The sequence below is a fragment of the Nocardioides sp. B129/18 genome (assembly GCF_055282735.1).
Window position 1 is genome coordinate 50327 of record NZ_JBUZJI010000007.1, and the last position, 24658, is coordinate 74984.

At 66.6% G+C, this 24658-nt stretch carries 26 protein-coding genes and 1 tRNA gene; 6 read left to right on the forward strand and 21 right to left on the reverse strand.

Going from position 1 to position 24658, the window contains the following annotated elements:
- Positions 1-77: 77 nt before the first annotated feature.
- From ACZDWJ_RS07140 to ACZDWJ_RS07160, 5 genes are all read left to right on the forward strand, one after another.
- A tRNA-Met gene (locus tag ACZDWJ_RS07140) sits at positions 78-151 on the forward strand.
- Positions 152-375: 224 nt separating this feature from the next.
- Positions 376-564 (forward strand): helix-turn-helix domain-containing protein, encoded by a 189-nt coding sequence (locus tag ACZDWJ_RS07145; RefSeq protein ID WP_463520361.1) that lies wholly within the window; start codon positions 376-378, stop codon positions 562-564.
- Positions 565-570: 6 nt separating this feature from the next.
- Positions 571-1758, forward strand: a complete 1188-nt coding sequence (locus tag ACZDWJ_RS07150) for a tyrosine-type recombinase/integrase (RefSeq protein ID WP_463520239.1) — start codon at positions 571-573, stop codon at positions 1756-1758.
- A gap of 2 nt (positions 1759-1760) precedes the next feature.
- Entirely contained in the window at positions 1761-2171 is a 411-nt protein-coding gene (locus tag ACZDWJ_RS07155) for a type II toxin-antitoxin system RelE/ParE family toxin (RefSeq protein WP_463520240.1), read from the forward strand.
- Between the two features lies 1 nt (position 2172).
- Positions 2173-2478 (forward strand): helix-turn-helix transcriptional regulator, encoded by a 306-nt coding sequence (locus ACZDWJ_RS07160; RefSeq protein ID WP_463520241.1) that lies wholly within the window; start codon positions 2173-2175, stop codon positions 2476-2478.
- Positions 2479-2505: 27 nt separating this feature from the next.
- Here ACZDWJ_RS07160 and ACZDWJ_RS07165 read toward each other — a convergent pair whose 3' ends face one another.
- From ACZDWJ_RS07165 to ACZDWJ_RS07185, 5 genes are all read right to left on the reverse strand, one after another.
- Positions 2506-3792, reverse strand: coding sequence for a hypothetical protein (locus ACZDWJ_RS07165; RefSeq protein ID WP_463520242.1), 1287 nt, complete (start codon positions 3790-3792; stop codon positions 2506-2508).
- The gene (locus ACZDWJ_RS07170) at positions 3792-4112 is read right to left on the reverse strand and encodes a hypothetical protein (protein WP_463520243.1); all 321 of its coding nucleotides are present in this window, start codon (positions 4110-4112) and stop codon (positions 3792-3794) included. Before ACZDWJ_RS07170 ends, ACZDWJ_RS07165 begins: the two co-directional genes overlap by 1 nt.
- 126 nt (positions 4113-4238) lie before the next feature.
- Complete coding sequence (locus tag ACZDWJ_RS07175; RefSeq protein ID WP_463520244.1) at positions 4239-4868, reverse strand: hypothetical protein; 630 nt, start codon at positions 4866-4868, stop codon at positions 4239-4241.
- 2 nt (positions 4869-4870) lie between these two features.
- A complete protein-coding gene (locus tag ACZDWJ_RS07180; protein ID WP_463520245.1) occupies positions 4871-5308 on the reverse strand; it encodes a single-stranded DNA-binding protein in 438 nt (145 codons plus the stop codon).
- 131 nt (positions 5309-5439) lie between these two features.
- Positions 5440-6629 (reverse strand): IS3 family transposase gene (locus tag ACZDWJ_RS07185; protein WP_463520246.1). Its coding sequence is split into 2 segments (ribosomal slippage): positions 5440-6348 and positions 6351-6629, totalling 1188 coding nucleotides; the frame shifts between segments, so codons are not numbered across the junction.
- A 128-nt stretch (positions 6630-6757) separates the two neighbouring features.
- Between ACZDWJ_RS07185 and ACZDWJ_RS07190 the strand changes: the two genes are divergently transcribed.
- Positions 6758-7555 carry a hypothetical protein gene (locus ACZDWJ_RS07190; RefSeq protein ID WP_463520247.1) on the forward strand — a complete coding sequence of 266 codons (798 nt, stop codon included), beginning with the start codon at positions 6758-6760 and terminating at the stop codon, positions 7553-7555.
- Between the two features lie 34 nt (positions 7556-7589).
- On the opposite strand, the gene ACZDWJ_RS07195 is transcribed toward ACZDWJ_RS07190, so the two are convergent.
- The 16 genes from ACZDWJ_RS07195 to ACZDWJ_RS07270 form a co-directional block, all read right to left on the reverse strand.
- The gene (locus ACZDWJ_RS07195) at positions 7590-9359 is read right to left on the reverse strand and encodes a type IV secretory system conjugative DNA transfer family protein (RefSeq protein WP_463520248.1); all 1770 of its coding nucleotides are present in this window, start codon (positions 9357-9359) and stop codon (positions 7590-7592) included.
- A complete protein-coding gene (locus ACZDWJ_RS07200; protein ID WP_463520249.1) occupies positions 9356-9934 on the reverse strand; it encodes a hypothetical protein in 579 nt (192 codons plus the stop codon). The genes ACZDWJ_RS07195 and ACZDWJ_RS07200 overlap by 4 nt, the downstream gene beginning before the upstream one ends.
- Entirely contained in the window at positions 9931-11007 is a 1077-nt protein-coding gene (locus tag ACZDWJ_RS07205; RefSeq protein WP_463520250.1) for an ArdC-like ssDNA-binding domain-containing protein, read from the reverse strand. Before ACZDWJ_RS07205 ends, ACZDWJ_RS07200 begins: the two co-directional genes overlap by 4 nt.
- Positions 11008-11014: 7 nt before the next feature.
- On the reverse strand, positions 11015-12547 hold the full coding sequence (locus ACZDWJ_RS07210) for an ATP-binding protein (protein ID WP_463520251.1): 1533 nt from the start codon (positions 12545-12547) through the stop codon (positions 11015-11017).
- The gene (locus ACZDWJ_RS07215; RefSeq protein ID WP_463520252.1) at positions 12544-12939 is read right to left on the reverse strand and encodes a hypothetical protein; all 396 of its coding nucleotides are present in this window, start codon (positions 12937-12939) and stop codon (positions 12544-12546) included. Before ACZDWJ_RS07215 ends, ACZDWJ_RS07210 begins: the two co-directional genes overlap by 4 nt.
- A gap of 52 nt (positions 12940-12991) precedes the next feature.
- A complete protein-coding gene (locus ACZDWJ_RS07220) occupies positions 12992-14461 on the reverse strand; it encodes a PrgI family protein (RefSeq protein WP_463520253.1) in 1470 nt (489 codons plus the stop codon).
- Positions 14458-15750, reverse strand: a complete 1293-nt coding sequence (locus ACZDWJ_RS07225; RefSeq protein ID WP_463520254.1) for a conjugal transfer protein TrbL — start codon at positions 15748-15750, stop codon at positions 14458-14460. The genes ACZDWJ_RS07220 and ACZDWJ_RS07225 overlap by 4 nt, the downstream gene beginning before the upstream one ends.
- A 30-nt stretch (positions 15751-15780) precedes the next feature.
- Positions 15781-16098, reverse strand: a complete 318-nt coding sequence (locus ACZDWJ_RS07230) for a DUF6112 family protein (protein WP_463520255.1) — start codon at positions 16096-16098, stop codon at positions 15781-15783.
- Between the two features lie 57 nt (positions 16099-16155).
- The gene (locus ACZDWJ_RS07235; RefSeq protein WP_463520256.1) at positions 16156-16446 is read right to left on the reverse strand and encodes a DUF6112 family protein; all 291 of its coding nucleotides are present in this window, start codon (positions 16444-16446) and stop codon (positions 16156-16158) included.
- Positions 16447-16488: 42 nt separating this feature from the next.
- Entirely contained in the window at positions 16489-17580 is a 1092-nt protein-coding gene (locus tag ACZDWJ_RS07240; RefSeq protein WP_463520257.1) for a M23 family metallopeptidase, read from the reverse strand.
- Between the two features lie 12 nt (positions 17581-17592).
- A complete protein-coding gene (locus tag ACZDWJ_RS07245; protein WP_463520258.1) occupies positions 17593-18279 on the reverse strand; it encodes a cell wall protein in 687 nt (228 codons plus the stop codon).
- Positions 18280-18293: 14 nt separating this feature from the next.
- A complete protein-coding gene (locus ACZDWJ_RS07250) occupies positions 18294-19298 on the reverse strand; it encodes a ParB N-terminal domain-containing protein (RefSeq protein WP_463520259.1) in 1005 nt (334 codons plus the stop codon).
- Positions 19291-20136, reverse strand: a complete 846-nt coding sequence (locus ACZDWJ_RS07255) for a serine/arginine repetitive matrix protein 2 (protein ID WP_463520260.1) — start codon at positions 20134-20136, stop codon at positions 19291-19293. The genes ACZDWJ_RS07250 and ACZDWJ_RS07255 overlap by 8 nt, the downstream gene beginning before the upstream one ends.
- 403 nt (positions 20137-20539) lie before the next feature.
- Positions 20540-21466 carry a bifunctional DNA primase/polymerase gene (locus ACZDWJ_RS07260; RefSeq protein WP_463520261.1) on the reverse strand — a complete coding sequence of 309 codons (927 nt, stop codon included), beginning with the start codon at positions 21464-21466 and terminating at the stop codon, positions 20540-20542.
- 242 nt (positions 21467-21708) lie between these two features.
- Positions 21709-22977, reverse strand: a complete 1269-nt coding sequence (locus ACZDWJ_RS07265) for an MFS transporter (protein ID WP_463520262.1) — start codon at positions 22975-22977, stop codon at positions 21709-21711.
- Positions 22974-24629, reverse strand: coding sequence for an ABC-F family ATP-binding cassette domain-containing protein (locus ACZDWJ_RS07270; protein ID WP_463520263.1), 1656 nt, complete (start codon positions 24627-24629; stop codon positions 22974-22976). The genes ACZDWJ_RS07265 and ACZDWJ_RS07270 overlap by 4 nt, the downstream gene beginning before the upstream one ends.
- Positions 24630-24658: the final 29 nt, after the last annotated feature.

A 24658-nucleotide genomic window follows, 5' to 3' on the forward strand; every position in this document is an offset into this window, starting at 1 on the left:
TCGGGCCGTAGGGGAGGGGGCGGGACGGCCCCGATTTGGTCCGTCCCACCGCCTCCCTGTAACGTCTGGTTCACCGACGCGGGGTGGAGCAGCTCGGTAGCTCGCTGGGCTCATAACCCAGAGGTCGCAGGTTCAAATCCTGCCCCCGCTACAAAGTTCAGGCTCGGAATCTACGGATTCCGAGCCTGAAAGCATTTGAGGATTTGAACCAGGTACCACTTACGGACCGAAAACTCGGTGCAAGAACGCTCACCGACGAGGTCGCTCACGCTGGCTACGGAGTCAGCCTGACTGGTGCTGGGAAGCGCGGGCGTCGCTGCGCACCTAGCTCGTATGAAGACCTCAGAGACGACGATCAGTGGTCTCGAACCGCTGATGAGTATCGAAGAGTTGTCGGAGTATCTCGACGTTCCGGTCAGGACTCTCTACGACTGGCGTCTGTCTGGGCGTGGTCCGTGTGCTGTCCATGTCGGGCGTCAGTTGCGCTACTTCGTCAGCGACGTTCATGTCTGGTTGGCGAGCCAACGCGAGCAAGAACCAGGAACGCCGCTCGACGGGCGGTGACCGGTCGTGGCTAGGCCCAGGACGCCGATCGGGACGTTCGGCGACATCTCCTTCATCAAGGCCGCACAAGGCCAGGTCCGTGCGCGGACTCGCTACCGCGACGATGACGGGAAGGTTCGCCGTGTCTCCGCGACCGGAGCGACCAAGCGGGAAGCCGAACGGAACCTGAAGAAGGTGCTGGCCGAGAGGACGTCGTACCGGGCCACAGGGGAGTTGTCGCCGGACAGTTCGTTCACCGCGCTGGTGGATGTCTGGCTCGCTGACCTTGACCTAGAGGCGAAGCTCGCCGAGAGCACGAGGGCGCTGTACGAGCGCAACATGCGGCAGTTGGTGTTGCCGGCGTTCGAGGGCTACGCGCTGCGGGAGATCACCGTGAGCAAGGTCGACCGCTTCCTTAAGGGGCTGGCCGCCAACAAGAGCTACAGCATGGCCAAGCAGGCTCGGACCGTCCTGAGTCTCGCACTCGGTCTCGCCGTGCGTTACGACGCGGTTGCGAAGAACCCGGTTCGTGAGACTGCGCGGCTTCGCAAGCCCGCCTCGCAAGCAACCGCGCTCACCACCAGTCAGGTCGAATTGATCCGGACCGCTGTCCGTGGTTGGCGCCGAGGGTCGGGCTTCTCAGGCCCGCCACCCGACGGACAGTTGGAGCAGATCATCGAGGTGATGCTCGGGACGTCGGCGCGTATCGGCGAGGTGCTAGCCATTCGCAAGTGTGACGTCGACGTAACCGGCACACCGGCCACGGTGCGGATCTCGGGGACGATCGTCTCCCCGGCCGGCAAGCCCACGCAGCGGCAATCCCATCCCAAGACACAGAGGTCGACCAGGACGGTGTCAGTGCCGTCATTCACCGCTGAGGTGCTTCGTGCGCGCTTGGCCACGATCGGAGCTGAGGCGCCGGACCATCTGATCTTCTTCACCAGGAACGGCACTCCACTCACCACCAACAACGTCCGCCGCCGGCTTCGCGCAGTCATGGAGGAGGCCGGGATCGAAGGAGTCACGCCGCATTCCTTCAGGCGAACCGTGGCGACGGTGATCGACCGTGCTGGCGGCGCTGATCTTGCGGCGGAGATGCTCGGTCATTCGTCGACCAAGATCACCAAGGAGCACTACATCGAACCCGATGAGTCCGTGAATCCGGTGACCGCGGAGATCCTCGAGGCTCTCGCGCCACGGCGGTTGGAGGGCTAGCGATGAACGACGAGATTCATACCCTTTCCCATGTAGATGGAAAAGGGTATTCTTGGGTGGTCGATGTCGAGTTGATCGAGGAGTGGCTCAACGCCAGTGACGACAACACGTATGACCAGGTAATGGCGGCGCTGCGAGTCTTGGCTTCGGTCGGCCCGGCGTTGGGCAGGCCGTTGGTCGACACGATCATCGGCTCGCGACACAACAACATGAAGGAGCTGCGGCCCGGTTCGTCGGGGCGCAGCGAGGTGCGGATCTTGTTCGCGTTCGATCCGGCTCGCCGGGCGATCTTGCTACTCGCTGGCGATAAGCAGGGTCGGTGGGACAAGTGGTACCGCAAGAACATCCCGGTCGCGGATGACCGGTACGACGAACACTTGGACGGTTTGCGCAAACAGAAGGACGGCGACTGAGATGGCCAAGACGATGGAAGAGATGCTCGCCGAGCGTCCCGGCAATTCCGCGGTGCAGGAAGCGCACATGAAGCGGATGCTGGCCGAGGTGCGCGCCTACAAACTGCGTGAGTTGCGCGAGATGCTCGCGATGACGCAGACCGAGGTGGCGCAGGCGTTGGAGGTCAGCCAGAAGCGGGTTTCGGAGATCGAACGAGGCCAGGTCGACTTCACCAAGGTCGACACGCTGCGCCGGTACGCCGACGCGCTCGGCGGCACCCTGCGGGTCGAGGTCACGGTTGGCGAGGAGACGTTCCAGATCGCCTGACCCACGGACTCGAAAACTCCGTGGCGATCAGAGGCTGAGGTCCGGCGACTTTGACGTTGAACGTTGGGCAGCGTCGATGGCGTCTGTAAGAGCCCGCCGCTGCGTCGTGCTGCCAGCGGAACACGCCGAAACGGTCCGGCGTGGTGGGGTGAGCCGGTTCTTGGCGGTGTCGAGCACTGGCGCGCGACGTGGCACGTCGAGAGGGATGTGGCGTGCCCGCGGCGGCTTGACCGCGCCCGGCTCGCTCAGGTCGATGCGGGGCATGGCGACGCGCATCAGGTAGCTGCGGTCATCTGCGCCCGCAGCGATCGTTTCGGCGAGCCTCTGGTCGATGTGGTTGCACAGCGCATCGAGGTGCCGCAACTGTTGGGAACGGATCCGGGCCGTGGCGGGGAGGTCACGGATGCGAGCCGCCGCAAGTGCGCCTTGGCCAGCAGCGGGGCCGGTGCCTACGAGGCCACGCAGATTGCGGGTCTGGTCGATGAGCAAGCCGTAGGTCTCGGACCGGTGTAGCCAGCGGTCCGCCACTGGGGCCGGCGCGCCCGCAGCGTTGCTGATCGCGGCGGCGCGCGCGGAGACGATGCGTTGTGAGTCGAAGATGAGTCGCAGGCTGTAGGCGTCGGGTTGGTGGCGCAGGTGGGCGAGCAGGTTGTTCTGCGCCTGCAGCACGCCGTCGAGTCCGGAGAGTGCTGGCCCGTCGACGAGTTGGACCGGGGGACGCCACCCGCGCTGGTCGACGCTGTAGTCGGGTTCGCTGTAGCCGGCGTGGGCGGCGCAGACGACGGCAGCACGGCCGAGCAGGTCCGCCTCGGTGATGGGTTCCCAGCCAGGAACGGACGTGGCGTAGTGCCGGTCGAGTCCGGTGAGTGCCCGGGCGACCTCGGAGGCGTCCTTCAGGACCGTCATGGCCTGGTGCTCGGTGAGGTTGCCGTAGTCCAGGCCGGCGGGGAAGTCGTGCTCGCCGAGGGCTGCTGCTTTCGCTGCACGTCGCCAGAGATCCACGACGTGGTGGGGGTGTGGCGTGGCGAGCTGATCTAAGTCCGGCAGGGGAGCGGTGTAGGCGGAGCGGGCCTGGTCGAGGCGATACCGCAGTTCCTCGGCCGGGCCGCGGCTGCGCGGCGTGCGTCCACCGAGGTTTCCTTCGGGGTTCGATGCGCGAACGGCTTGCTGGCACCAGACGGTGACGCTGCTGCGGAACGCTGCGACCAGCATGACCGCGTCCGGCGTGAGGATGTCGAGGCCTTGCCTGTTGCGAGTGATCTGCAGGAGCGTGGCGAGTTCACCGCGTAGTGCCCCTGTGTTGTCGCCGTACATCAGAACCCACTGGCCTCGGGGTTCGGGTTGTCGCGGTCGCGGGCGACGTCGAGCATGTCGAGAAGCAATTCGACCTGGAGCTTGTCGACGCCGTGGTCGGCGAGCTCTTTGACGGCGCTGACAGCGACAGCGTGCAGGATGACGCGGTCGTCAGTGAGCCCGTGGGTGTCGAGGGCGGGGACGTCGTCACCGTGGATCAGGTCGAGGTACAGCAGGGCGTGTTCGTACTCGACCGAGCCGTCGAACGTAGCTGCCTCATCGGCAAGTGCGGCGATGTAGGAGCGGGCCTCGGCCAGGGTGACCGCGTGAGCAAGAAGCATGGGGATGTCCCTTCGTTGAAGATCAGGTGCGCGCACCACCACCGTCCGCCCAAGGACTTGCTCCCTGACGGGCTGATTCGCCGGCTGTGGACAACGGCTGGTTTGTCCACAGATCGCCATGACGGCTCAGGAGAAGTGGCGTTCGAGGTCGGCTTCGACCTGACGGCGTGCGGTGACGTCTTCCATCACGAACTGCACGAAGTCGGCGTCCCGGTCGGCGACCGAGGCTTCGGCAGTGGGAGGCGCGGCGGGTTCGCCGGGCCAGGTGGTCTGGCGGGTGGGTCGGTCGCGGTCCAGTCGGGTGCCGCAGGCGGCGACCCATTCCCGCAACCGGTGCCGGGTCTCGGCGAAGTCGCGATGCCATGCCAACGGCGAAGACGGCGAAGCGTCAGGGCTGTAGGAGTTGAGCCAGTGCAGGTGCAGGGCGGACAGTTCCCAGACGAGTTCGTCGTGGCGGTGCCACATCGGGGGGACCTCGTTCGGTGCGAGGCCGTAGGTGCCGCGCAGCCAGTGCACCCACGCGTTCAGGTCGAGCCACTCTGCCTCGGCCTCATCGGCGGTGAGGGTGTTCCAGTTGATCGGCCCCAACGGCTCAGCGAGCGATCCCGACTCGAACGAACCTGGCCATTCCAATTCGACCCCGTGGTCGGCGGTGTCGTTGGCGTTGTAGTTCTGCCAGGTGTCGAAGACAGGGTGCCGCTCGACATCGAGCACCGACGGATCCGCGTCAGACCGCTCGGCCGTCTCGTCGGTCATGGTCAGATGCCGATAGCGGTCGAAGACGGCTTCACCGTGGGCTGAACATCCCGGCCGGACGCTGCGCCGGTGTTGCGTTCAGCGGCGGGGCGTTCGACGCTGTAGCGAGTGCGGGCGGCGTCGTGACCGATCCGGCGGGCCACAAACTCCTCACGCTGGACGGTTTCGCCGTCACGATCGAACTCGTACTCGTGGACGTAGCCAGAAGCCACGAACTGATCGCCGGCACGGAACCAGGCGTAGGCCCGCTCGGCGGCGGACTTGAACATCACAAGCTCGCAGAACTGCGGGTCGAGTTTGGTGAATGAACCATCGGGCTCCTTGCGCCACTGCTCGACACCGACCCGAGCGCGGAACCGCGCGACGTCGCTCTTGCCGTACGTCAACTCTGGTGCGGTGGCGATGAAGCCGTGCAGGCTCATCTGGGTGGGGATCGTCATCGTCGACTCCTGACCTGACGCGATGCCTCGGTCGGCGATCGCTCTCAGAAGTCAGGTGCGCGGTAACCGGCGGCGTGTGTGAGGCCATTGGGACTGCCCCCGGTCTGGTTGACACTCGGATTTTTCAGTAGTCAGGCCGCTTCTGCGGCCGCGTAGATCATCTCAAACTCGACCGGTGTGAGCTTGCCGAGGGGGCGTTGGCGTCGTCGGCGGTTGTACTTGGTCTCGATCCAGGTGACCATCGCGAGGCGGAGGTCTTCGCGGGTCTCCCACCGCTGGGTGTTGAGGACGTTCTTCTGGAGTAGGGCGAAGAAGGACTCCATGGAGGCGTTGTCCCCGGCGCCGTAGGAACGTCCCATCGACCCGACCAGGCCGTTGTTGGCCAGCAGCCGCTGGGTGCGCTTGGCCCTGAACTGACCGCCCCTGTCGGAGTGACAGATCGTCCCGTCGGGTGAGCGCAGAGCGATGGCGTTGCGCATCGCCGCTCGTGCCAGCGATGACTTCATCCGGGTGTCGATGGAGTAGCCCACGATCTTGTTCGACCACACGTCCTTGATCGCGCAGATGTAGAGCTTGCCCTCTCGCGTGGGGTGTTCCGAGATGTCCCAGAGCCAGACCTTGTTGGGTGCGTCGGCGACGAACTCGTGCCGCACGACGCCGTGCTCGTCGACCACCGCGAGGAGGTCGTCGTGCGGGGCGGGGCCGGTGGAGCCGGGCTTGGAGCGCTTCTTGTGGTGGGAGGCGTGGATTCCGGCGATGCGGCACAGCCGGTGCACCCGGTTCTCACCAACGTTGATGCCGTGCTCGAGGTCGAGTTCGTCGGTGATGAACCGGTACCCGAGCGTGGCGTCGTCGGCGTGGATCTCGTGGATCAGATTGAGGAGGTGGGCGTCGTCCCAGTCCCGCTGGGATACCGGGTCGGCCAGCCACTTGTAGTACCCGGCCCGCGAGAGGCCGAGGACCCGCAACGTCACCGCGACCGGCACCCTGATGTGGGTGCCGGTCGCGGCCATCTCTCGGACGAGCGGGAAGACTATTTTCCCGGAAGGTTCGCCTGGGACAGGTAGGCAGCCGCGCGGCGCAGGACCTCGTTCTCCTGCTCGAGGAGCCGGTTGCGCTTCTTCAGCTCGCGTAGTTCCTTGCGCTCGTCCTCGCTCAGGCCCGGCCGCTTGCCGTCCTCGATGTCGGCCTGCTTCATCCAGTTCGCCAGCGAGCCTTCGGAGATGCCGAAGTCCTTCGCGATCTGCGTCAGCGGTGCCTGGCCCTTGCGGGCCACGGCCACGACGTCGTCGCGGAACTCCTTGGGGTAGGGCTTTGCCACGGGGACATCCTTCCTCCTGAGGTCGAAACCTCAGAGGTCAGGTGTCAACCGAACTCGGGGCAGTCCCATTCATCACTGAAGCCGACAAAGGTCGGGAGGTGCCAGTAGCCTCTGTGGAGGACTGGGAGGTGAGCGAGATCGCAAGGATCCACGGCACGTACGAGTACGACGATGATGACCTGACTCCGGGTAAGAAGAAGGAGGGCGGGCTTCATCAGAATCTGTTCGATGCCGACGGCAACTTGAAGGGGAGTGCCCGCTTCGTACCCGACGAAGAGCAATCGGAGGACCCGTTCGGCTACGGATACGTTGATCCATACGTCGAGGCACAGATGGCAGCCGAAGTAGCGGAGGATGAGCGCCGTCGGCAGCGGGAGAGAGAAGAGAACGCAGAACTCGCCGCGAAGGTCTTGGCCGCGTTGGCGGCGATTGCTTACGTGAAGGCCAAGCCCCATGCCCAGCGACTGTGGCGCGAAAAGCTGGCTCCCGCAATTGAGGCTCGGCGTGACGCTCGCATTGCGCGAAAGCAGCGGCGCCAAGAACGTAGGGGCAGGAAGAAGTCCGCTGCTGAGGTCGAGTTCATTGAGGCGACGGTCGTGGACTCAGAGGCATCTCAACTTCCAGAGGCGCAGCAGTATCGCCTCGACATGACCAGCGCCGAGGCGCAAGCTCGATACCTGATGGCTCTAGCTGCCAAGGCCTTCAGCGAAGAGCAGCTGCGCCTTGTCGCTGACGCGAATATTGTCGAAGAGCCGGAGTTCCAAGAATTGCAGCAAGCTGTGGCTGCTCTTCCTCAGGATCAAGTCATGCGCCTCATTCAGCAGCTGGAACTTAACCCTTCGCTTGCCGCGGATGGCTTCGACCTGGCGAGCGTCCTCGAACGATCTGAAAAGCAGGTCGAACGGCGACATCAGCAAGAACGCTGACCCCGCAAAGGCTTCGTACTGGTGCAGCTCGCGATCAGTGTGCGGCGTGGGTTCGCAGCATTTGCTCGACCTGATTGCGATTGCTTCGAACCATTGCGGCATCTGCTCGGGCGGTCCAGGGACGCATGTCGGTCACCAGCGGCGACGAGCTACGGAGCAGAACAAGCCCGGTCCCAAACGGCAAGGTCCTGATCGCTTCAGGCGGCAGGATCGGCACCCGTCGTGTGGAGCGTTGCAGTGATCGGGAGCCGTAGTCGCCGATGGAGATGGTGTCGGTCTTTTCGTCGCGTTCGCCGATGAGGGCGGAGAGGTCTTGGAGGTCACGGGCGGAGGAGGTGCCGCCGAGGATGACCTTGGTGATGGAGGCGTCCCAGATGGCGCCGGCTGCGTGGTCGCCCCACTTGTCGCGTGCTTGGGACAGCGATTGGAGGACGGGCATGGTGGTGATGCCGGTGCCCCCGCCTTCGGCCATGAGAACGGGCAGCGACGGCAGAGGAGAAAGGTTGCCGATCTCGTCGAGTGCCAGCAGCAGTGGCGGGTCGAGCCGGGCGCCAGGGGAGGCGGCCGCGAGACGTCGGGCGGTTTCGACGAGGTCTTCGATGAACGCCGCCACGAGAGACCAGGACGCTCCGGCTCCTGCGCCGGTGGCGAGCAGATAGAGGGTGCCGTTGCCGGTGAGGAACTCGACGGGGTCGAAGTGTTCCCCGGGGCGTGGGGTGACGGCGTCGAGGACGCGGGGGTCGGCGAGGCAGGACAGGGCGAGGGAGACGCCCATCCAGATGGAGTCGCGGGTGCGGGCGTCGGCGTGGATCATCGAGTCGAGCGATTCGCCCCAGCCGCTAGCGGCGTTGGGGTGGGAGGCGAGGATCGCGACGGCGTCGTTAGCTGATGAGGGCGAAAGGGTCCAGGCGAACAGTTCGGCCGGGTTGCGGTGGTCGAGTGCTGCCGCATGCAGCAGGGCTTGCAATGCGGTCCGGGTTTTCCCTTCCCAGAATCCGCCGGACTCGACGCCGCCCGCGGACAGGCCGGTGGCGGAGGCGAGGCCGGTGGCGCGGATCATTGCGGTTAGTGGGTCTTCGCATCCCCGTACGGGGGACCAGCGCAGGCCGGAGGGGAGTCCTTCGGCGAGATGTTGGGGGTCGAATACTGCGACGGGTCCGACCTTCTGGCGGGCGGTGATGGTGGCGGCGATGTTGTCGGGGCGGGTTGCGGTGGTCACGACTGCGCCGGGGGCGTCGAGGATGGCGTTGATGACGACGTGCAGGCCTTTGCCGGACCGCGGTGGCCCGAGGAGCAGGATCGAGTCTTCGACGGAGGCCCAGACCTCCATGCCGCGTGAACGTCCGAGGAGGTAGCCGACGTCGCTGGCCTGGGCGATGGTGAGGCTGGGCCGCAGGGTGGTGCTTCGCGCGAGGAGGGCCTTCTTGGATGCCACGGTGGCTACGTCGGTGCGGGTCGCGACACCGGCCAGTCGGCGGGGGTCGTGCTTGGTCTTGTGGCGCAGTGAGTCGATCTTTCGCCAGACCACGAACCCGGCCGCGAGGAGAGCGGCGACGAGCACGGCGAGGATGGGCCAGTAGACCCAGGGTGAGATGTCGGCTCCGAAGACGCGGCCTGGGTTAGCCGGTTCCCCGAGCACTTGGACGCCTGCCGCCCAGCCGGCGGTGGGCTGCTCAGTTCGGCATACCCAGGCGGTGAGTGCCGCAGCGCCACGGAGCAGCGCTGCAGCGGCGCCGGCAGTCCCGCTGGCGATGAGCGCGAGGTTGACCAGTGTGTCGTCGACCGGACGGCCCGCGGTGTTCACGAGGCTTCACGTTCCGACGTGTCGGTGTCCACCGGGGAGGGCCGGGTGGCCCCAGATGCTTCGCTGACGACGACGAGGTCACCGGCGGTGCGGTCGAGCAGCGAGGCGGGCAGGCGCAGGTCGAGGGTGCCGTCGGCCTGCGTGCTGGTGCGGTGCACGATGATCGCGACAAGGACTTCCTCGCCGGGTTGGAATCCTCCGCCGAAGACGGAGCTTGCCTGCACCCTCACCATTGGCCGTGCGTCGCGGGCACTGCGTTCGTGGCGAACCGGCTTCGGCGCGGGCTCAGTCGCGGTGGTCGGCTCTAGGGTGTGGAAGTCGGTGAAGACCTTGCCGTCGGGTTCGTGGATCTCGACGCGCAGCGCTGATCCGCGTTCGGTGGCGATGCGGTCCAGGAGTGGCCGGAGCTCGCCGCGCGTGAGCACCGAGGCTTCGTCGGGGAGTGGTTCGTCATCGATGGTGACGCTCAAGGCGCCTGTGTCGTCGACCGCGACGCAGACCAGTGGCAGGACCACGGGGATTCGTGGCCTTGATGTGGAGCGGCGGTAGGCGGTGGCTGGGTTCAGCAGGCTCATAGTCCCACCACCTGGGGTTCGGCGGCCGGCTGTTGCTGACGCTCCGGCGTCGTACGGGTAGGAGCGTCGCGGTCGAGCCCGGGCGGGTCGCCGTCGCCGATCTGTGGTGTATCGAGTTGGTCGAGGACGCGGACTGCGGTGGCGCGGACCCGTTCAGCGGTGGACTGGATGACCTCGACCGGTTCGCCGCCGGGCACGCTGCTGGCCCAGCTCGACACGTAGGGGATTGTGTAGGCGCTGGTGTCGAGACCGTGAGCGGCACCGATCATCAGCGCTACTGATTCGGCTTCGACTTCGGCGATGCCGCGGTGCAGCACTGCGTCGCGAGCGGCGGTGTTGTCGCCGGTGCGGGCTTCGGGGGAGTGGAGCATGACGTGGCCGAGTTCGTGGGCGAGTGTCTTGACCTGGGCTGCGTCGTCCATGTCGCGGCGTACGCAGACCTCGTGGGTGGAGAAGTCGGTGATGCCGTTCGCGCCACCGATCGCTTCGGCATTCGGAACCTGCTTGAGGGTGAACCCGTGGGCTTCGACCTGCGCGGCGAGTCCCTCCCAGAGCCCGAGGGGTGCTTGGCCGGACAGCAGGGTCGGTGCTGGTGGTTCGGGGATCGGGTCGCCGTCGGTCTGCGTCATGTCCCATACGTAGGCCGGTCGGAGCCCGACCAGCTTGGTGCGGGTCGTCTCGCCGGGTTGGGGCCGTTCCCCGCGCCCAAGACGCCGCCACGACTCAGCATTGTTGGGGGTGCGGGAGACGAACCGCGCGGTGACGGGGGCGAGGATCCCGTAGCCGGACTGGCCCTTCATTACCTGGCGGCCCAAGGTCTGCCACTGCTTGAACCCGGCGACGTAGGTCGGGGTCGCCGACGGAACGCGCCCGGACTGGAAGGCCTGGTAGTGCTGCAGGTAGATCAGCATCGTGTTGTTGAACGATCGACTGCGAAACCGCGCGGAGAACTCGAGCGCCCGTCGCCAGTCATCGCCGCTGACCAATGTGCTGACGGATTCGGTCAGTTTCGAGTGGAGAGCGTCGAGTTTGGCCTCGCGTGCCTGCTGCGCTCCCCGCGTTTGATGCCGCATCCCGATCTCACTTCCTGTCGGACGTGTCGTCCATCAGGTGCGCTGGCTTCGCCGGATCGCCGGTCATGCGACCCGTGGTGTCGAACAGTTCCAGCTCGGCGGGATGAAGCTGATGTTGCACAACGAAGGAACGGTGCTTGATGCGCCACAGGCCCTGTCCGGTGCCCAGCGTCGGCAGCAGAGACTGTTCGGTGCCGGTCAGCCCGAGGGCTGTGGCGGTGCTGCCGAGCTGGTCGGACTCCTGTCTGTAGACGACGCGGGTCTCGGCGTTCGCAAGCAGCGACGCTGCTAGCGCTCGCATGGCTGATCCGGAGTCTCCGACGTTGTCGAGGTCGGAAAGCTTGTGGAAGACGAGCATGTTGGCGATGCCGTAGTGCCGTGCGAGGCGCCAGTGGGCGTCCATGCGCCGCAGTAGCGCGGGGTGTGACATCAGCCGCCAGGCTTCGTCGTACACGACCCAGCGTTGGCCGCCGTTGGGGTCGAGAAGTGCCGATTCCATCCAGGCCGACGCACAGGTCATCAGCACCGACACCAAGGTGGCGTTCTCGGTCACGCGGGACAGGTCGAGGGAGATCATCGGCAGCGTCGGATCGAACCGCACCGTCGAGGGACCGTCGAAGAGTCCAGCGAGGTCGCCCGCGACGAGGCGACGCAGCGCATGGCCGGGCAGGCGGCCGTCCTCGATGAGCCGCCCGGTGGGATCGACGGATGGGTCGGGCTCCAAGAGACGGTCGACCACCAGCGGAAGTACCGGGACGTCGGTGGTGCGGACGACCTCGGCCAGGGCGATGTCGATGGCGGTGTGCTCCAGTGGGGAGAGTCGGCGATCGAGCACCGTCTCTGCCAGGGCGCCGAGCAGGTCGCGGCGCCGTGCGCTGACTTGAGCTGCCCACTGGACGTCGTCGAGCCCGCTGGGTCGGTGGCCCTCGTCGAGGGGGTTGAGCCGGGCGGACATGCCGTGGCCGAGCGCGATCGCTTTGCCGCCGACTGCTTCGGCCACGCCGGTGTGTTCGCCTTTCGGGTCGCCGGGGATGTAGACGCGGCGCCCGAACGGGATGGAGCGGGTGTAGAGGCTCTTGGCCAGTGAGGACTTGCCGGAGCCGACGATCCCGGCGAGTACGACGTTCGGAGCGGTGATCAACCCGCGGGCGTAGAGGACCCACGGGTCGTAGACGAACGAGCTGCCGGAGTAGAGGTCCTGGCCGACGAACACGCCGTCGCTGCCGAGTCCACCTTCGGCGAGGAACGGGTAGGCGCCAGCCAGAGTGGCGGAGGTGTCTTGATGGCGGGGGAGCCGTAGGCGTCCCGGTGTTCGCAACGCCGCGGGCCCTGGTTCGCCGGACTTGGGCAGCAGCGCGGTGGCTTTGCGTTCGGCGGTGAGTGCGTCGGCCTTGGCTCGGGCCGCGGTCTTCCGCTCTGCGCGCTCGCGGGAGAGGAGGTCCCGTGCTGCGAGCTTGCGGGCCTTCCGGTCACGTCGCCGTTCCCGCTTCGGCGAGACGAGCACCGTGCTGTGGAGCCGGGAGGTGTCGTGGTCGTTCACAGCGACAACCCGTGATGACTGCGACTCGAAGGGTGCCTGGTAGAGACCGGGGTTTGGTAGACGATCGTGGCCTCGGACTGGTGTGCGCTGTCGATCGACTTCTGGATGCTGGCCAGCATCTCGGCGGCTCGGTGCAGGTCCCACGACACTCGGTAGGCCGCGCCGGTCTGCTTCGGATCGATGATGGTCGCGTCAGCGCGTGCGCCGTGGTTGTCGTGGTACGACCCCAACTGGTGGAGCGCCTGACTCAGCGACGCGGTCGCTTGGGACAGTGAGCCGAGCACGCTATAGATCTGAGTCGGGTCCTCGATCCGACGGGTTGAATGAGCGAGCCCGCGCAATGCCTGCTCGGCCTCGGCGGCATCGACGGCCGGGTTGTCGAAGGTGGGCATGAGTTCCTCCTGGAGCGCTGGAGTCCGTTACTACCGAGGTGCGCAGTCGCCGTCAGACCTGACGACACAGAGGAAGCGCGGCGGCGGTGAACGCCTGAGCCTGTTGACCCCACAGTCGTCGGGTCTCGCAGGAAGCTTGGATGGCGGCCTGCTCAATATCGGCGACGGCGCGTTCGAGTTCGTCGGGGTCGCTGGCGCTGACGGCGATGAGGCCGGTGACGCGGAGGATGCCGTGGCCGGCGGTCAGATCGGCTTCTTGCTGGAGGACGTCTTGGTATTCGGCGGTGTGCTGGGCGTCCTCGATCTGGCCGATGCGTTGACGTTGGGCGGCGTCGGAGACGTACTCGGTCTTCTTCTTGCGGATGTCGCGGGCAGCTTGGTCGGTGCGCAGCGGCGTGTAGAGCAGGGTGACGGTGCGCCGGATGCCCGACGACAACAGGACTGGCGCGAGGAACCCGGGGAAGACCAGGGATCTGGGCCATTCGCTGATCCACAGCACGCAGTGGTGCGCGGAGTCCGAGCGCAGCATCGACCAGCTTTCGGTGACGGCAACTGGGCCGGCGGTGGCGAGGTCACGGCCGACGTCGCCGTGACGCTCCAGCGCAGCGCCGACGTCAGGGTCATACGCGCCGCGCAGAATCACGGCCAGTTCGCCGGGATCAAGCCAGTCCGAGGGGGCGAGGTCGGCCGAGCGCAGCGCGGCGATGATGGTCGACATCTCCTGGCGCAGGACGGCGGCGGCCCCACGGTTGCCTCCGCCGGCGGCGCGGACGGCTCGGCTGGCGGTCTTGAGGTTCAGCGACAGCGAGATGGTCGAGGCATGGCGCTCGCCGGCCGGGCCGGCGCGGTCGATAAGTTCGCCGTACGTGGTGGCGGTGAAGGTGTCGTCACCGGAGCCGTGCTGGTGCCACCACTCGGCCAGCCCTTTGCCGGAGTCCGGCAGCGTGCGCTCCATGATCTGCAGCGAGGCGATCCGTCCTGAGCGGCACGCGGTGGCCAGGACTCGGCCCCAGCCGGTGACGCGGCGTTCTTGTTCGAGCGGGTCGAGAAGGATGAACGCCGGATGGGAGACCGCGACGATCGCGGTCAACGTAGAGCGGTGCGGGTCGTGCACCATTACTGCGCCGGTTTCGGGGTCAAGCCACTGACGCAACCGGGCCGCATCCCCGGGAAGAGCGAGCGTGCCGACCGGTCGCGGGGCGATCACACGCCGCCGATAGGTCAACTGGCCTCCCGTGGAGCGCCACAGCCAGACTCCGACGATGGGCAGCCACTGGATGAGTTTGCGGCCCCCGAGACTGACCCACGCCAGGGCACTGCAGCAGACGATGACGGGGAGAGCGACGATCAAGCTCGCGCCCCCGCCGACGTAGAGGGAGAACACCAGCGTCACTGCGCCGATCCCGACCACGATCAGTTGGGAGGCGGTCAGGCCGAACAGCACGCCGCGGCGGGCAAGGCGGGAGAACTTCACCGGCTGCAGCTCGTAGTCGCCCGACCGGGCTGTGTTGGTGGCGCTCATCGTCCGTCTCCCGACTTACCCGAACGGCGTCCCGTCATCGCCGGGGCCGGATCAGCAGTGTGCGCGGGAACCGTCCCCGTGGCGCCAGCGGGTGCGGATGCTTGCTCGGCTTGGCCTGCGGATTGGGCGGCCACGTAGTTGCCCATCTTCGGTCCGGCGGTGGTGGCCTCCTTGGCGGCTACAGCTCCCGCAGCCACGACACCGCCGGCAGCCGCACCACCCGAGGCAGCTCCGCCTGCGCCGCTGGTGCCTCCTCCACTGGGTGCGGCAGCAGGGGCGGGTCCCCGTCCCGAACCTCCCGAGGCTCCGCTGTCGCCGCCGAGGATCTTCGGGACCATGCCGCCCGAGCCTCCTCCGGTTCGGATGGGGAGCGGCCTGTTCATCGAGGCCTTGGTCTCCTGCTCGGCCGACATGGCGTGGTACATGTCGAAGCCCATGAAGCTGATCGCCTTGTAGGTCATGTAGGGCGCGAACCCCGCCATCAGCATCAGCACGACGCCGGCGATCGGTTCGCTGACCGACTGCAGGTCAGCATCGATTGGCGCCGAGACCTGCGCGGTGGCGAGCAGGAAGATCACCACGAGCACGAGCTTGGACAAGATCAGCGCGATCACGAAGGTGGCCCACTTGCCGATCCAGCCGCGGGTCTGGTCCCACGACGCTCCGGCCAGGGCGATGGGCGCGAACACAATCGCGACCAGCAGCAAGGCCTTGCGGACCAGGAGGCTGATCCACACGATGACCGCGGCACCGATGGCCAATCCGGCGAGGAAGATCGTCAAGATCGCCGCCGCGCCGGGGGCTTTGAGGCTGAGTCCGCCGATCCCGACAGCGAGCAGGGCAACGCGATCGCCCATCTCGTTCATGTTGGTACCAGCCGCGTTGACGATCCCGATGGTCAACTGGTCGGTGATCTCCAGCGCAAGAGCGAGCAGGGTGATCGCGACGAAGGACCCGAGGATCGATTTGGCCAGGCCGGTCAGTGCGCGGGTCAGGGCTGCGGGTTCTCGTCGGACCATGCCGCCGATGACTTGGAGCAGGAAGAAGCCGAGCATGACGAAGACCGCGACGCCGAACAGGATGTTGTAGACCTTCATGTATTCGTCGCTGGTGATGTCGACCGATGTGGTGCTGTCGAAGACGTTCCACACGGACTTGAACATCCACTCCGCGGCGTTGCCCATGCCTTCGGCGAGCCAGTCGAAGGGCGCGGTGATCAGGCTCGCCGCGGCGTCTCCTGCTTTGTCGCACACCGTGGAGACCACGGGCACGTCGCATACGTCGACCATCGTTCTGTTCCTTCTCGATTCGAGCTGGAGTCAGACCGCTTGGCCGACGTTCCAGAAGAAGTTGACCAACGCGACCGACGCTCCGGTGACGATCGCGGCGCCGAGCGCGATCACGACCCCGAACTTCCCGCGACCAGCCAGGTGGGGGTTGGACGAGTTCGCGCCCATCGCCCACACGACGGCCGAGATGATCAGGGCCAAGACGGCCAGGATCAGGCCGACGGTCATGGACGCGCCGACGATCTTGCGGAGCTGTCCGATGCCGGGGAGTCCGTTGGAGTTCGGGTCGATGGTGATGTCCATCGGCAGGAGCTGCGTGAGGGCGGGCAGCAGGTCGGGGTAGAGCATGATTCCTCCTCAGAAGGTCAAGACGGTCTGTTCGACAGGTGCGTCAGTAGGCGCGGTTCACAGGGCGGCACCGACATCGAGCAACCAGTTCGCCCACGCCAGTGCCCCACCAGTCAGTGCCGCGCCGCCGAGGGCGACGAACACGCCGGCCTTGGCCTTCGCGGCCGATTGCCAACTGCCGTTGGACGAGGAGATCGCCCACGCCGCAGCTGAAATGATGAGCATCAGGCAGGCGAACATGAGCCCGTAGGTCAACAGGGCTCCGATGACGGCGCGCATGTCCGCGGAACCGCCCACGGCCCCGAAGTCAGGCCCTGCGGCACGGTGAATGAGATCGATGGTGGCCATGCTCATCAGGTGTGCCGAACAGAGCCGATCCCTGCCCAGGGGTCAGGGGATGGCCGTGAAGTGCAGATGGTCGTAGTGGCCGCCGGTGATGCTGGCGGGGTCGTGCATGCCGCCGCCGTCGTAGGGACGCCATCCTTCGGCTGATCGGGCGACGGACCAGATCTTGCCCTGCCAGATGAGGTACTGGACGCCGAGTGTTTCGGCGTTGGCCTTCATCCAGTTGGTGACTTTCCAGCCTAGGTCGAGGGCCGGTCCTTGTGCGGCGACGCCGATGGAATTGCCGAAGGTGCCGTCGCAGGCTCTGCCGAGGGAGTGCTCGGAGGGTTGGCCGGGGCGAGGGGAGAAGCAGGACCAGGAAGAGTTCGGGAACTGCCGGCGGACTTGGGCCAGGATGTGCGCGGTCCGTTGGGTGATCTTGCCGGTGGTGGTTGGGTCGTCGACCATCCCTGTGGGGTTGTCTCCGTTGTACGACGTAGTGTCGCCGTCGGGGCCGCATTCGCCGGTGGCGCTCGGCGTGCTGACGGCGAGATCGACGGCTCCTTGCGCTTTGAGCCAGGGCACCGGGTCTGCAGTGGCGGCGTTCGCGCCGCCTGGGCGCAGCTCGAAGTGCAGGTGAGGCCCGGTGGCGTAGCCCGTCGATCCGACGGAGGCGATCTGTTGGCCGGCGGTCACCCGATCACCGGCTCGGACCATGATGCTGGCCTCGGTCATGTGCGCGTACCCGGTGGCCACAGGCTGCCCGGCGACGGCGTGCTCGATCAGGATCAGGTTCCCGTTCCCTGCCGACGGGCCGGCGGAAGCGACCCGGCCGTCGGCTGCAGCGAAGATCGGCGTTCCGGATGGGGCAGCGAAGTCGACGCCGGAGTGCAGTTTGTAGATGCCGGTGATCGGGTGGAGACGCATCCCGTAGTTGCTGGTCTTGACCCAGGTGCCGGTTGGCAGGGGGAACACAACCCGTGAGGACTCACCGACCGGCGCTTGAGTCGGGTTGTCGTTCTTGCCGAAGAAGTTGATCGAGGTCAGCGGCAGGCAGGATGCCTCGGCTGCCGGGTTCAGGATGGCGGTCAGTGAAAGCAAGATGGTCGCAGGCCCGAGCATGAGCGCGACGAGCCCGCCGATGAGTGCCTTTTGCATGGGGCACCTTGCCTACTCCAGCGGCTCGTCGAGCAGGGAGAGCCGCAGCAGCCGGCACTGCTCGTACGTTGGTGCGCAGGTCATGAAGACGGTGAACGCCACGTCGTGCTGGCTGGCGACAGGCTCGCCGTCCCACACGCCGTCGCGGTGCCGCACTCCGGAGATCGTGAAGGCGGTCGTCCCGGGCGCAAGGGCACTGCCGGCCTGGTCCAGCGCCGTGTCCCACTCGGAGGGGACCTCGACGGCCTCGACCTCGATCCATTGGCGCGTCTCGTACTCGCGCAGTTCAACCCAGATCTTCTCGGGCGGCAGGTAGGCGTCGACGTCACTGATCAGTCCGGGCGAAGACTCGCCAGTCGGGTCGGCCACGGTCGCGATGCGCTGCAGGTACGCCGCCCGCGGAGCCAGCGATGAGGTGTCCCAATCGAAGATCGCGTGAGCCACCAACTCGGCGAACTCCTCCGGATCTGTGACGGGCGGCAACTCCGGCAGGGTGCCGTCGTCGGGTGTGCCGGTCGGCCCCGCCTCCGACTCAGGCGCGGTGGTGACAGGGAGAGTGCTGGAGGGAGCGCTGTGTGGCTCGTCGCGGGTCAGCAGTGCGTACGTGACCGCCGAGATGAGGAGAAGGCTTGTGACGATCGCCAAGACGATGAGGCGACGTCGACGAAGGTCGGGATCGTAGTTGGGGGAGCGGAGCATGATCTGTTTCGTCCTCACGCGTCGACGAGCGCATCGCTCGGCTGGTTGTCGCGTGCCTCGCGCGCGGTATCGGCGAAGGCCACCGATTCGGCGAGGGTCTGCTGGAAGGAGTCCCACTGTTCGTCAGTGAGTTCACGGCCGACCTTGACCGGGTCGTACCGGTTGACCCATCCGGCCAGGTCGTCCCACATCAACGTGAAGGAGTGCACCGAACGACGGGCGGACTCGGCAGCAGCCTCGCGCTTGAGCCGGTTCTCCCGGATGCGCCGTGCTCGATCTGCTTTGGCCTGGGCCAACGCCCGAGCGGCCAGTTCCTCCAGGTCCTCGGCCTCATCCTCGTCGACGGGTGCCTGTTCGGCTGCAATGACGGCGGCTCGAACTCGCTGATAGCTGGGGTCGACTGCCCCGCCTTCGCGGATCCGCTCGAGCTCGTCTTCCGCGACCTTGCGCACCGAGGTGGGCGTCGCCTCGTCGGCGGCGATGCTTTCGATCGTGCAGATCTGCTCCAGCCGGGTGTGCGATGCAGAGTTCGTCACCATCTGGGCCGCTTGGTTGCGCGACTTTCCCGGTTCGGTGTGCGGTGGTGCCGAATCGGCACCACCGTCGCCTTCCTCCCCGTCGTCGGCGCCGAAGCGGGTGGCCCGCTGTCGGCGGGCTGCATCCTCGGCCAGGAGTGTCTTCAGCTCCCGGTACAGAGCTGCAGCATCCAGCGGGGAGAGTGGTCGGTGCATGGTGTTCTCGTCTTGCTCGGCCAGCAGTTGCGTGAGGTGGTCTGAGACCCCGGTGCGGACCCAGACCCGCAGTGTGGGCCACCCGAGCTGCTTCACGGCCGCTAGCCGGCGATGCCCGCACACCAGTACGCCGTCGGGAGTGATGGTGACCGGTTGCAACAGTCCGAGGCGTTCGATCGACCGCATGAGAGGCGCCAGGTCCCGCTCGGCATCCGAGCGGTGCCGCACCCCGACCTTGATGGAGTCGACGCGACGCTCCAACTCGATGTGGCCGTTCGCGTCAGACATGGGAGACCCCCTCATGACTGGGGGCGGTCGTCTCGAACACATCGGCGAAACATGGGACACCGCTGAGTTCGCCCGGCAGGTAGCCGAGTGCAAGCAGTTGCAGGAGTCCGCGGCCCTCGCGAGCGCGTTCGTGCGTGGGGAGTTGGTTGCCCAGGAGCGCCTGCAAGACGGCGATCCAGTGATCGTGCGACAGGTCGAGCAGCGCCTCGGCGTGGTGATCGCGTGTCAGGCGGGCGTACGCCGTGGCGCGATTGCCGGAGCGGATCAACTGGCTGCAGACGTACTCGACGCATCCCGTGGCCGTGGGTTGGGGCCATCCGTTGTCGACCATGATCGACGCGGCGTGCTCGGCTGCGACCCACGCGTTGGTCGGCTCGTCGGCCTCCGGAGCGCCCGTTGCGCAGTCGCCGTACTGCTCGTCGGGCTGGTCGGTGACGTGGAACGCCGGGTGGTAGTCAGTGAGGTCGTTCTCGCGTTCACAGAATCGTTCCGCGTCGTGGTGAGCTGCGACCTCGGGACGGCGTGCCTGGTGGTTCGAGCACAGCAGTCCTTGGGCGCGGGCCTCGTAGATCATGGTGACCTGGACAGCCCGGGTGACCACCGCCCAGGGGTCGATAGCGGTCCGGACCGCGCGGGTCCGCATCGCTTCGAACGCGGCATAGGCAGCATCCTCGGGAGCCAGGTCGTACTTGCGTGCCAGGGCGGCGTACTTCTGGGTCGCGAACTGGATCAGTTCGTGCGCGTCCGAGTCTTGTCGCCACGAGCCGGTCGGTGAGTAGTGCAGTCTCACGAGCAGGAGCCGCAGGCCCTGCGCGGTAGTGAACGATGGCGTCTTCACAGTTCCACTCCTTCGCGTGAAGGGGGCGTGGCTGGCCGGACAATCGCCGACCGACTCGTGCGATGACCCGCCCTGGCGATGGAAGACGGGGCACGCCGCGCCAGAGTCGCCAGAGCTGTTTGCAGTTCGATGCCACGACCGGCAACGGGCGATCCGAAACGCATGGCGAGTTCAGTGGGGCGCACCCAAGCGATGCCGTGGGCGCCCTGCTGGCTCGGCATAACCGGCTGCTGGGAGGGATCGCGCCGCACGGCCAACGCGGGAGGATCAGCCGCCTGAACGGCCTCGGGGCGAGGCGCGGCCTCGTCAGGAAGCCGGTCGAGTCGGCGGTCGTAGGGGTCAGGTCCGTTCATGGAAGGTTCCTCGTGAAGTCTGGATGGGTCGGCAAGGTCGGGGACGAGCGTCAAAGGCGCACCCCCTCAACCGCTTGGGAAGGGCCCAGGCGCTCACCCGCCGCAGACGGAGGTCCCAGACGGTGAGCGATGCGGTAGGCCGAGCGGATCGTGGTCATCGCCTCGCGCTCGGTCAGACCAGCCGACTGAGCAGCCTCGCCCAGCACCGTGGCGGCGACATCGAACCGTTCGCCCGACTCGGCCATGCGGCACGAGGCCCAGAAGAGCCCGCGGTTCCTTTCACCCTCACCCCGCGTGGCGACCCAGGAAGCGAGCCGGTCTGGCCGCGCTCCGAGGTTCGGCAGGTCAGCCGGGGGACGGGTCGGGCGAGGCGGCTCCAGAAACCGACGAAGCGTGTTCGCATTGACAGCATCAGGTTGGCGAGTAGCAACGTTGACGACCCGATACGGGCGGGCTTCGCCATCGGGCTGGACAACGGTGGACGGCGGCAGCACCACGTATCCGCCGTCGCCACGGAAGTCGACGTGTCGCCCGGGAACCTGCCACGACCGCTGCTCGACCGAACCTGTCCGGAGGAAGCACGCGTGCATCCCGCCCGACGGTGTCGAGACCACCCACGCAGGTGTACCCAGGAGGCCGGTGGACCGAGCTTGTTGCAGCGCGTCGAAGCCGCTGCCGGAGGCATGCACGTCGACGTCCACGACGTCGACGCCAGAGGCGAAGCCGGTGGGCATGGCCACGTTCGCGTCGGACCACCGACGCCACCACTCGGTCACGACGGAGGTATCGGTCGAGGCGTCGTGGAAGCCGTGCTCGGTGAGCGGGTTCTTCTGAAACGGAACGCACGGGAATACCGGAATGCCCGCAGAAGCGAGCATCGCCGCAGTGTCCGCGGGTGTCGCAGACTGTCCCAGGCCCGCGACCAGCGCTGGTGACCAGCGAGGAGAGCTGGTGGCGTGGAGTGTCGAGTCGGTCATGGGCGCGACGATCCTCAGAACCCGTATCCGACTTCGTACCCCCTACCGGTCGGTAAAGGTGGGGGTACGCCCATACCCCAACGTGTTTGTGCAGGTCAGCAGGCATACCCCCAGGACCCTCATAGGCCTGACCACAAGACCGATCGGACGATGGTCGGTCCGGGTCAAGTCCGTGATGGGTGAGCGCGCGCCTTGTCGTGCGATTCGAATCCCAACATGTTCTTGACCCGGACAGTCGCGTCTCAGTGTTCGTCCAGTGGGCGTTCCATCTCGCTTTCGCGCATGCGTCCCGCCAGCATCGCGATCAGCGCAAGGGCGGGTGGTGCGATGCCGGCGATGATGAAGATCACGGGGATGGGCAGGAGCAGTGAGAGCGGGCCTGCGATGGCGATCGAGACCGGCATGAAGGCGATCGAGACGAAGAAGTCGAGGCTCGCGACTCGGCCGATCATGTCGAGCGGCACCAGACGTTGCAGCAGGGTTCCCCAGATGACGACACCGGCTCCGGTCGCTGCGCCGACGATGAACAGTGCGGAGAGCATCAGAATCAGGTTGTCGGCGACGCCGATGACCGCAAGAGGGAGGGTTCCGCCGCCCCAGCAGGCGATCATGAATGTGAGGTAGCGGCGCGGGAGTTTCAGCGATGACACAACGAGTGAGCCGATCGCTCCGCCGATGCCGAGTGCGGCGAGGAGGAAACCGAACGTGGATTCGGCGTCCTCGAACCTGTCGCGGGTGATGAACGGCAGCAGGACTTCGATCGGTCCCTGGATGATGAGGGCGAGAGAGGAGCCGAAGATCAGGGTCCAGAGCAACCAGCGGGTGCGAGCCACATAGTTCACGCCTGTGCGAAGGTCGCCCCATACGCTCGTGCGCTGCTCCGGAGAAGTGACCGTGGTCAGCTCGTCGCGCCGACTGAGGAACAGAGTGAGGATGAACGCGATCGCGTACGACGCTGCGACGATCACGGCCCCGATGGCGGGGAAGAACATGCCGACGACGATTCCGCCGAGGGCGGGACCGAGGCCCTGTCCCATCGAGGGTCGGAGAGCGCCTTCGAGCCCGTTCGCGGCGAGGAGCTGCTCAGGCGGGAGCACCTGGGGCAGATACGCGCTGTAGGCGGGGTAGAAGAACGCGCTTCCTGCGCCCATCGCGAATGAGGCGGCGCCGACGTGCCACAGTTCGATCGTCTCGGTGAGGGACAGGACTGCCACCACGGTCATCACGGCCGCGGTGCATCCCTGCACGGTGATGATGATGCGGCGTTTGGACAACCGATCGGCGACAACGCCACCCAGGACCGAGAAGGCGAACAGGCCCAAGCTCATCCCTGTTGCGACCGCTGAGAGCGCGAGCGGGCTGTCATCGAGCGCGAGCACTTGGAAGACCATCACGATGGTCCACATCCCGGTGCCGAAGACCTCGATGCCGACCGCGGCGAACAGGAGCCGATAGTCCTGCGAAGCCAGTGGCCGCAGGGCACGTATCCGGTTGAGGTTCTTCTCGCTCATACCAGCGCCTCGCCTGCGACCATCGAAGTCAGTTCGAGGCTCGGCCATTCGTCAACGTCACGGAGCAGTTGCCGGTCGTGCGTTGACAGGACGACCGCCGCCGCGGTCGCTCCAAGTGCGTCGGTGAGTTCGTCAACGAGCGCAATTGAAAGGTGGTTGGTGGGTTCGTCCAGGAGCAGCACATGCGGGCGCATCGCGAGCACGAGTGCCAGATCGAGCCGGCGCTGCTGCCCCATCGAGAGCTCGCCCACTCGTTTGCCCGCCTCGCGCGGGCGCAGGAGACCAAGCTGAGAGAGGCCGATCGCATCCGATTCCCGCAAGGTGCCTTCGGACACGAGCGCGCCGACGTGCGTGGCGTACACCTCGCTCGCTCTCCGATCAGGCGGCAGGGTCGTCTCCTGATGGAGAAAGCCGAGGCGCGTGCTCCGAGGCAACCGAACCGCTCCCGTGTCCGGCGACAGCTCACCACCGACCACGCTCAGCAGTGTGGACTTGCCGGCACCGTTCGGGCCGGTCACGACGAGATGGCCGCGGTGGGAGAGTGAGAACGACACTGGCTGGCTCAACCGCCCGGCGACGCTGACGTGATCGACGCTGAGGAGAACCGCGCCAGTTCGTGTGGGGAGTTCGGGGAACCGGAAGAGCTGAGGCGGTTCCGGCACGGTGACGGCGTGGGCTTCGAGTGCTTCCTGGCGTCGGTGTACGTTCTGCACGAGCCCGCCGGCCCGGGTAGCGCGCCCATGTTTGTTGGTGCCCTTCTCTGGTCGCCACCCCGAGACGAGTCGGTTCTGCGCGGCGCTGAGACTGTCCTGGAGCCGAGCATGCTCGGCCTGCTGGCGGTCATAGTCCTGCTCCCAGCGTTCCCGCTCGGCCAGGCGTCCCTCCCGGTAGCCGGCATAACCGTTCCCGTACACGCGCGGCCGATCGTCCGGCGTCGGGTCCAGGTCGACGATGGTCTCCGCGATGTCGGACAACAGCGCGCGATCGTGGCTGACGACGACAACACCCCCGCTCCGCGCTCGGAGCTGCGCGGTCAGGAACTCCAGCCCACTTCGGTCGAGGTGGTTGGTGGGCTCATCAAGCAGGAGGAAGTCGTGATCGGCGCCCAGGAGGCACGCCAGCCGTACTCGATACCGCTGTCCCACCGAGAGGTTTGCGAGAAGCATGGTCGTGTCCGTCTCCGCGTCGAGTGCTTCGAGCGCGATCTGCACGCGCCGTTCGGCATCCCACGCATCGAGCGCTTCGGCGTGTTCCAACGCGGTCGCGTACTGCTCCTCCGCCCGGTCCGTGTTGTCCGCGAGAGCGAGAGCGGCCGCGTCGAGCGCCGCCAACGCGGCAAGTGGTTCGGCGATCGCCTCCGCGACCGCCTGCCCAACAGTTCGACTGGCAGCGGCGGTCATCTCTTGCTCGGCAACACCGATCGTGCCGATGCACTGGACTGTTCCGCTGTCCGGAACCAGGACGCCAGCGAGCACCTGCAGGAGCGTCGATTTCCCTCGCCCGTTCTCTCCCACGATCGCGATACGCGATGAGGCAGTCAAGGTGAGGTCGACATGATGGAGAACGGGTGTGGCTCCGCGCATCAAAGACACGTCGGAAGCAATGAGTTGCGCGCGATGGCGCGCCGGATGACGGTTGGTGGGGGTGAGCATTCGAGTCCTTCGAGACGGCGCACCACGAG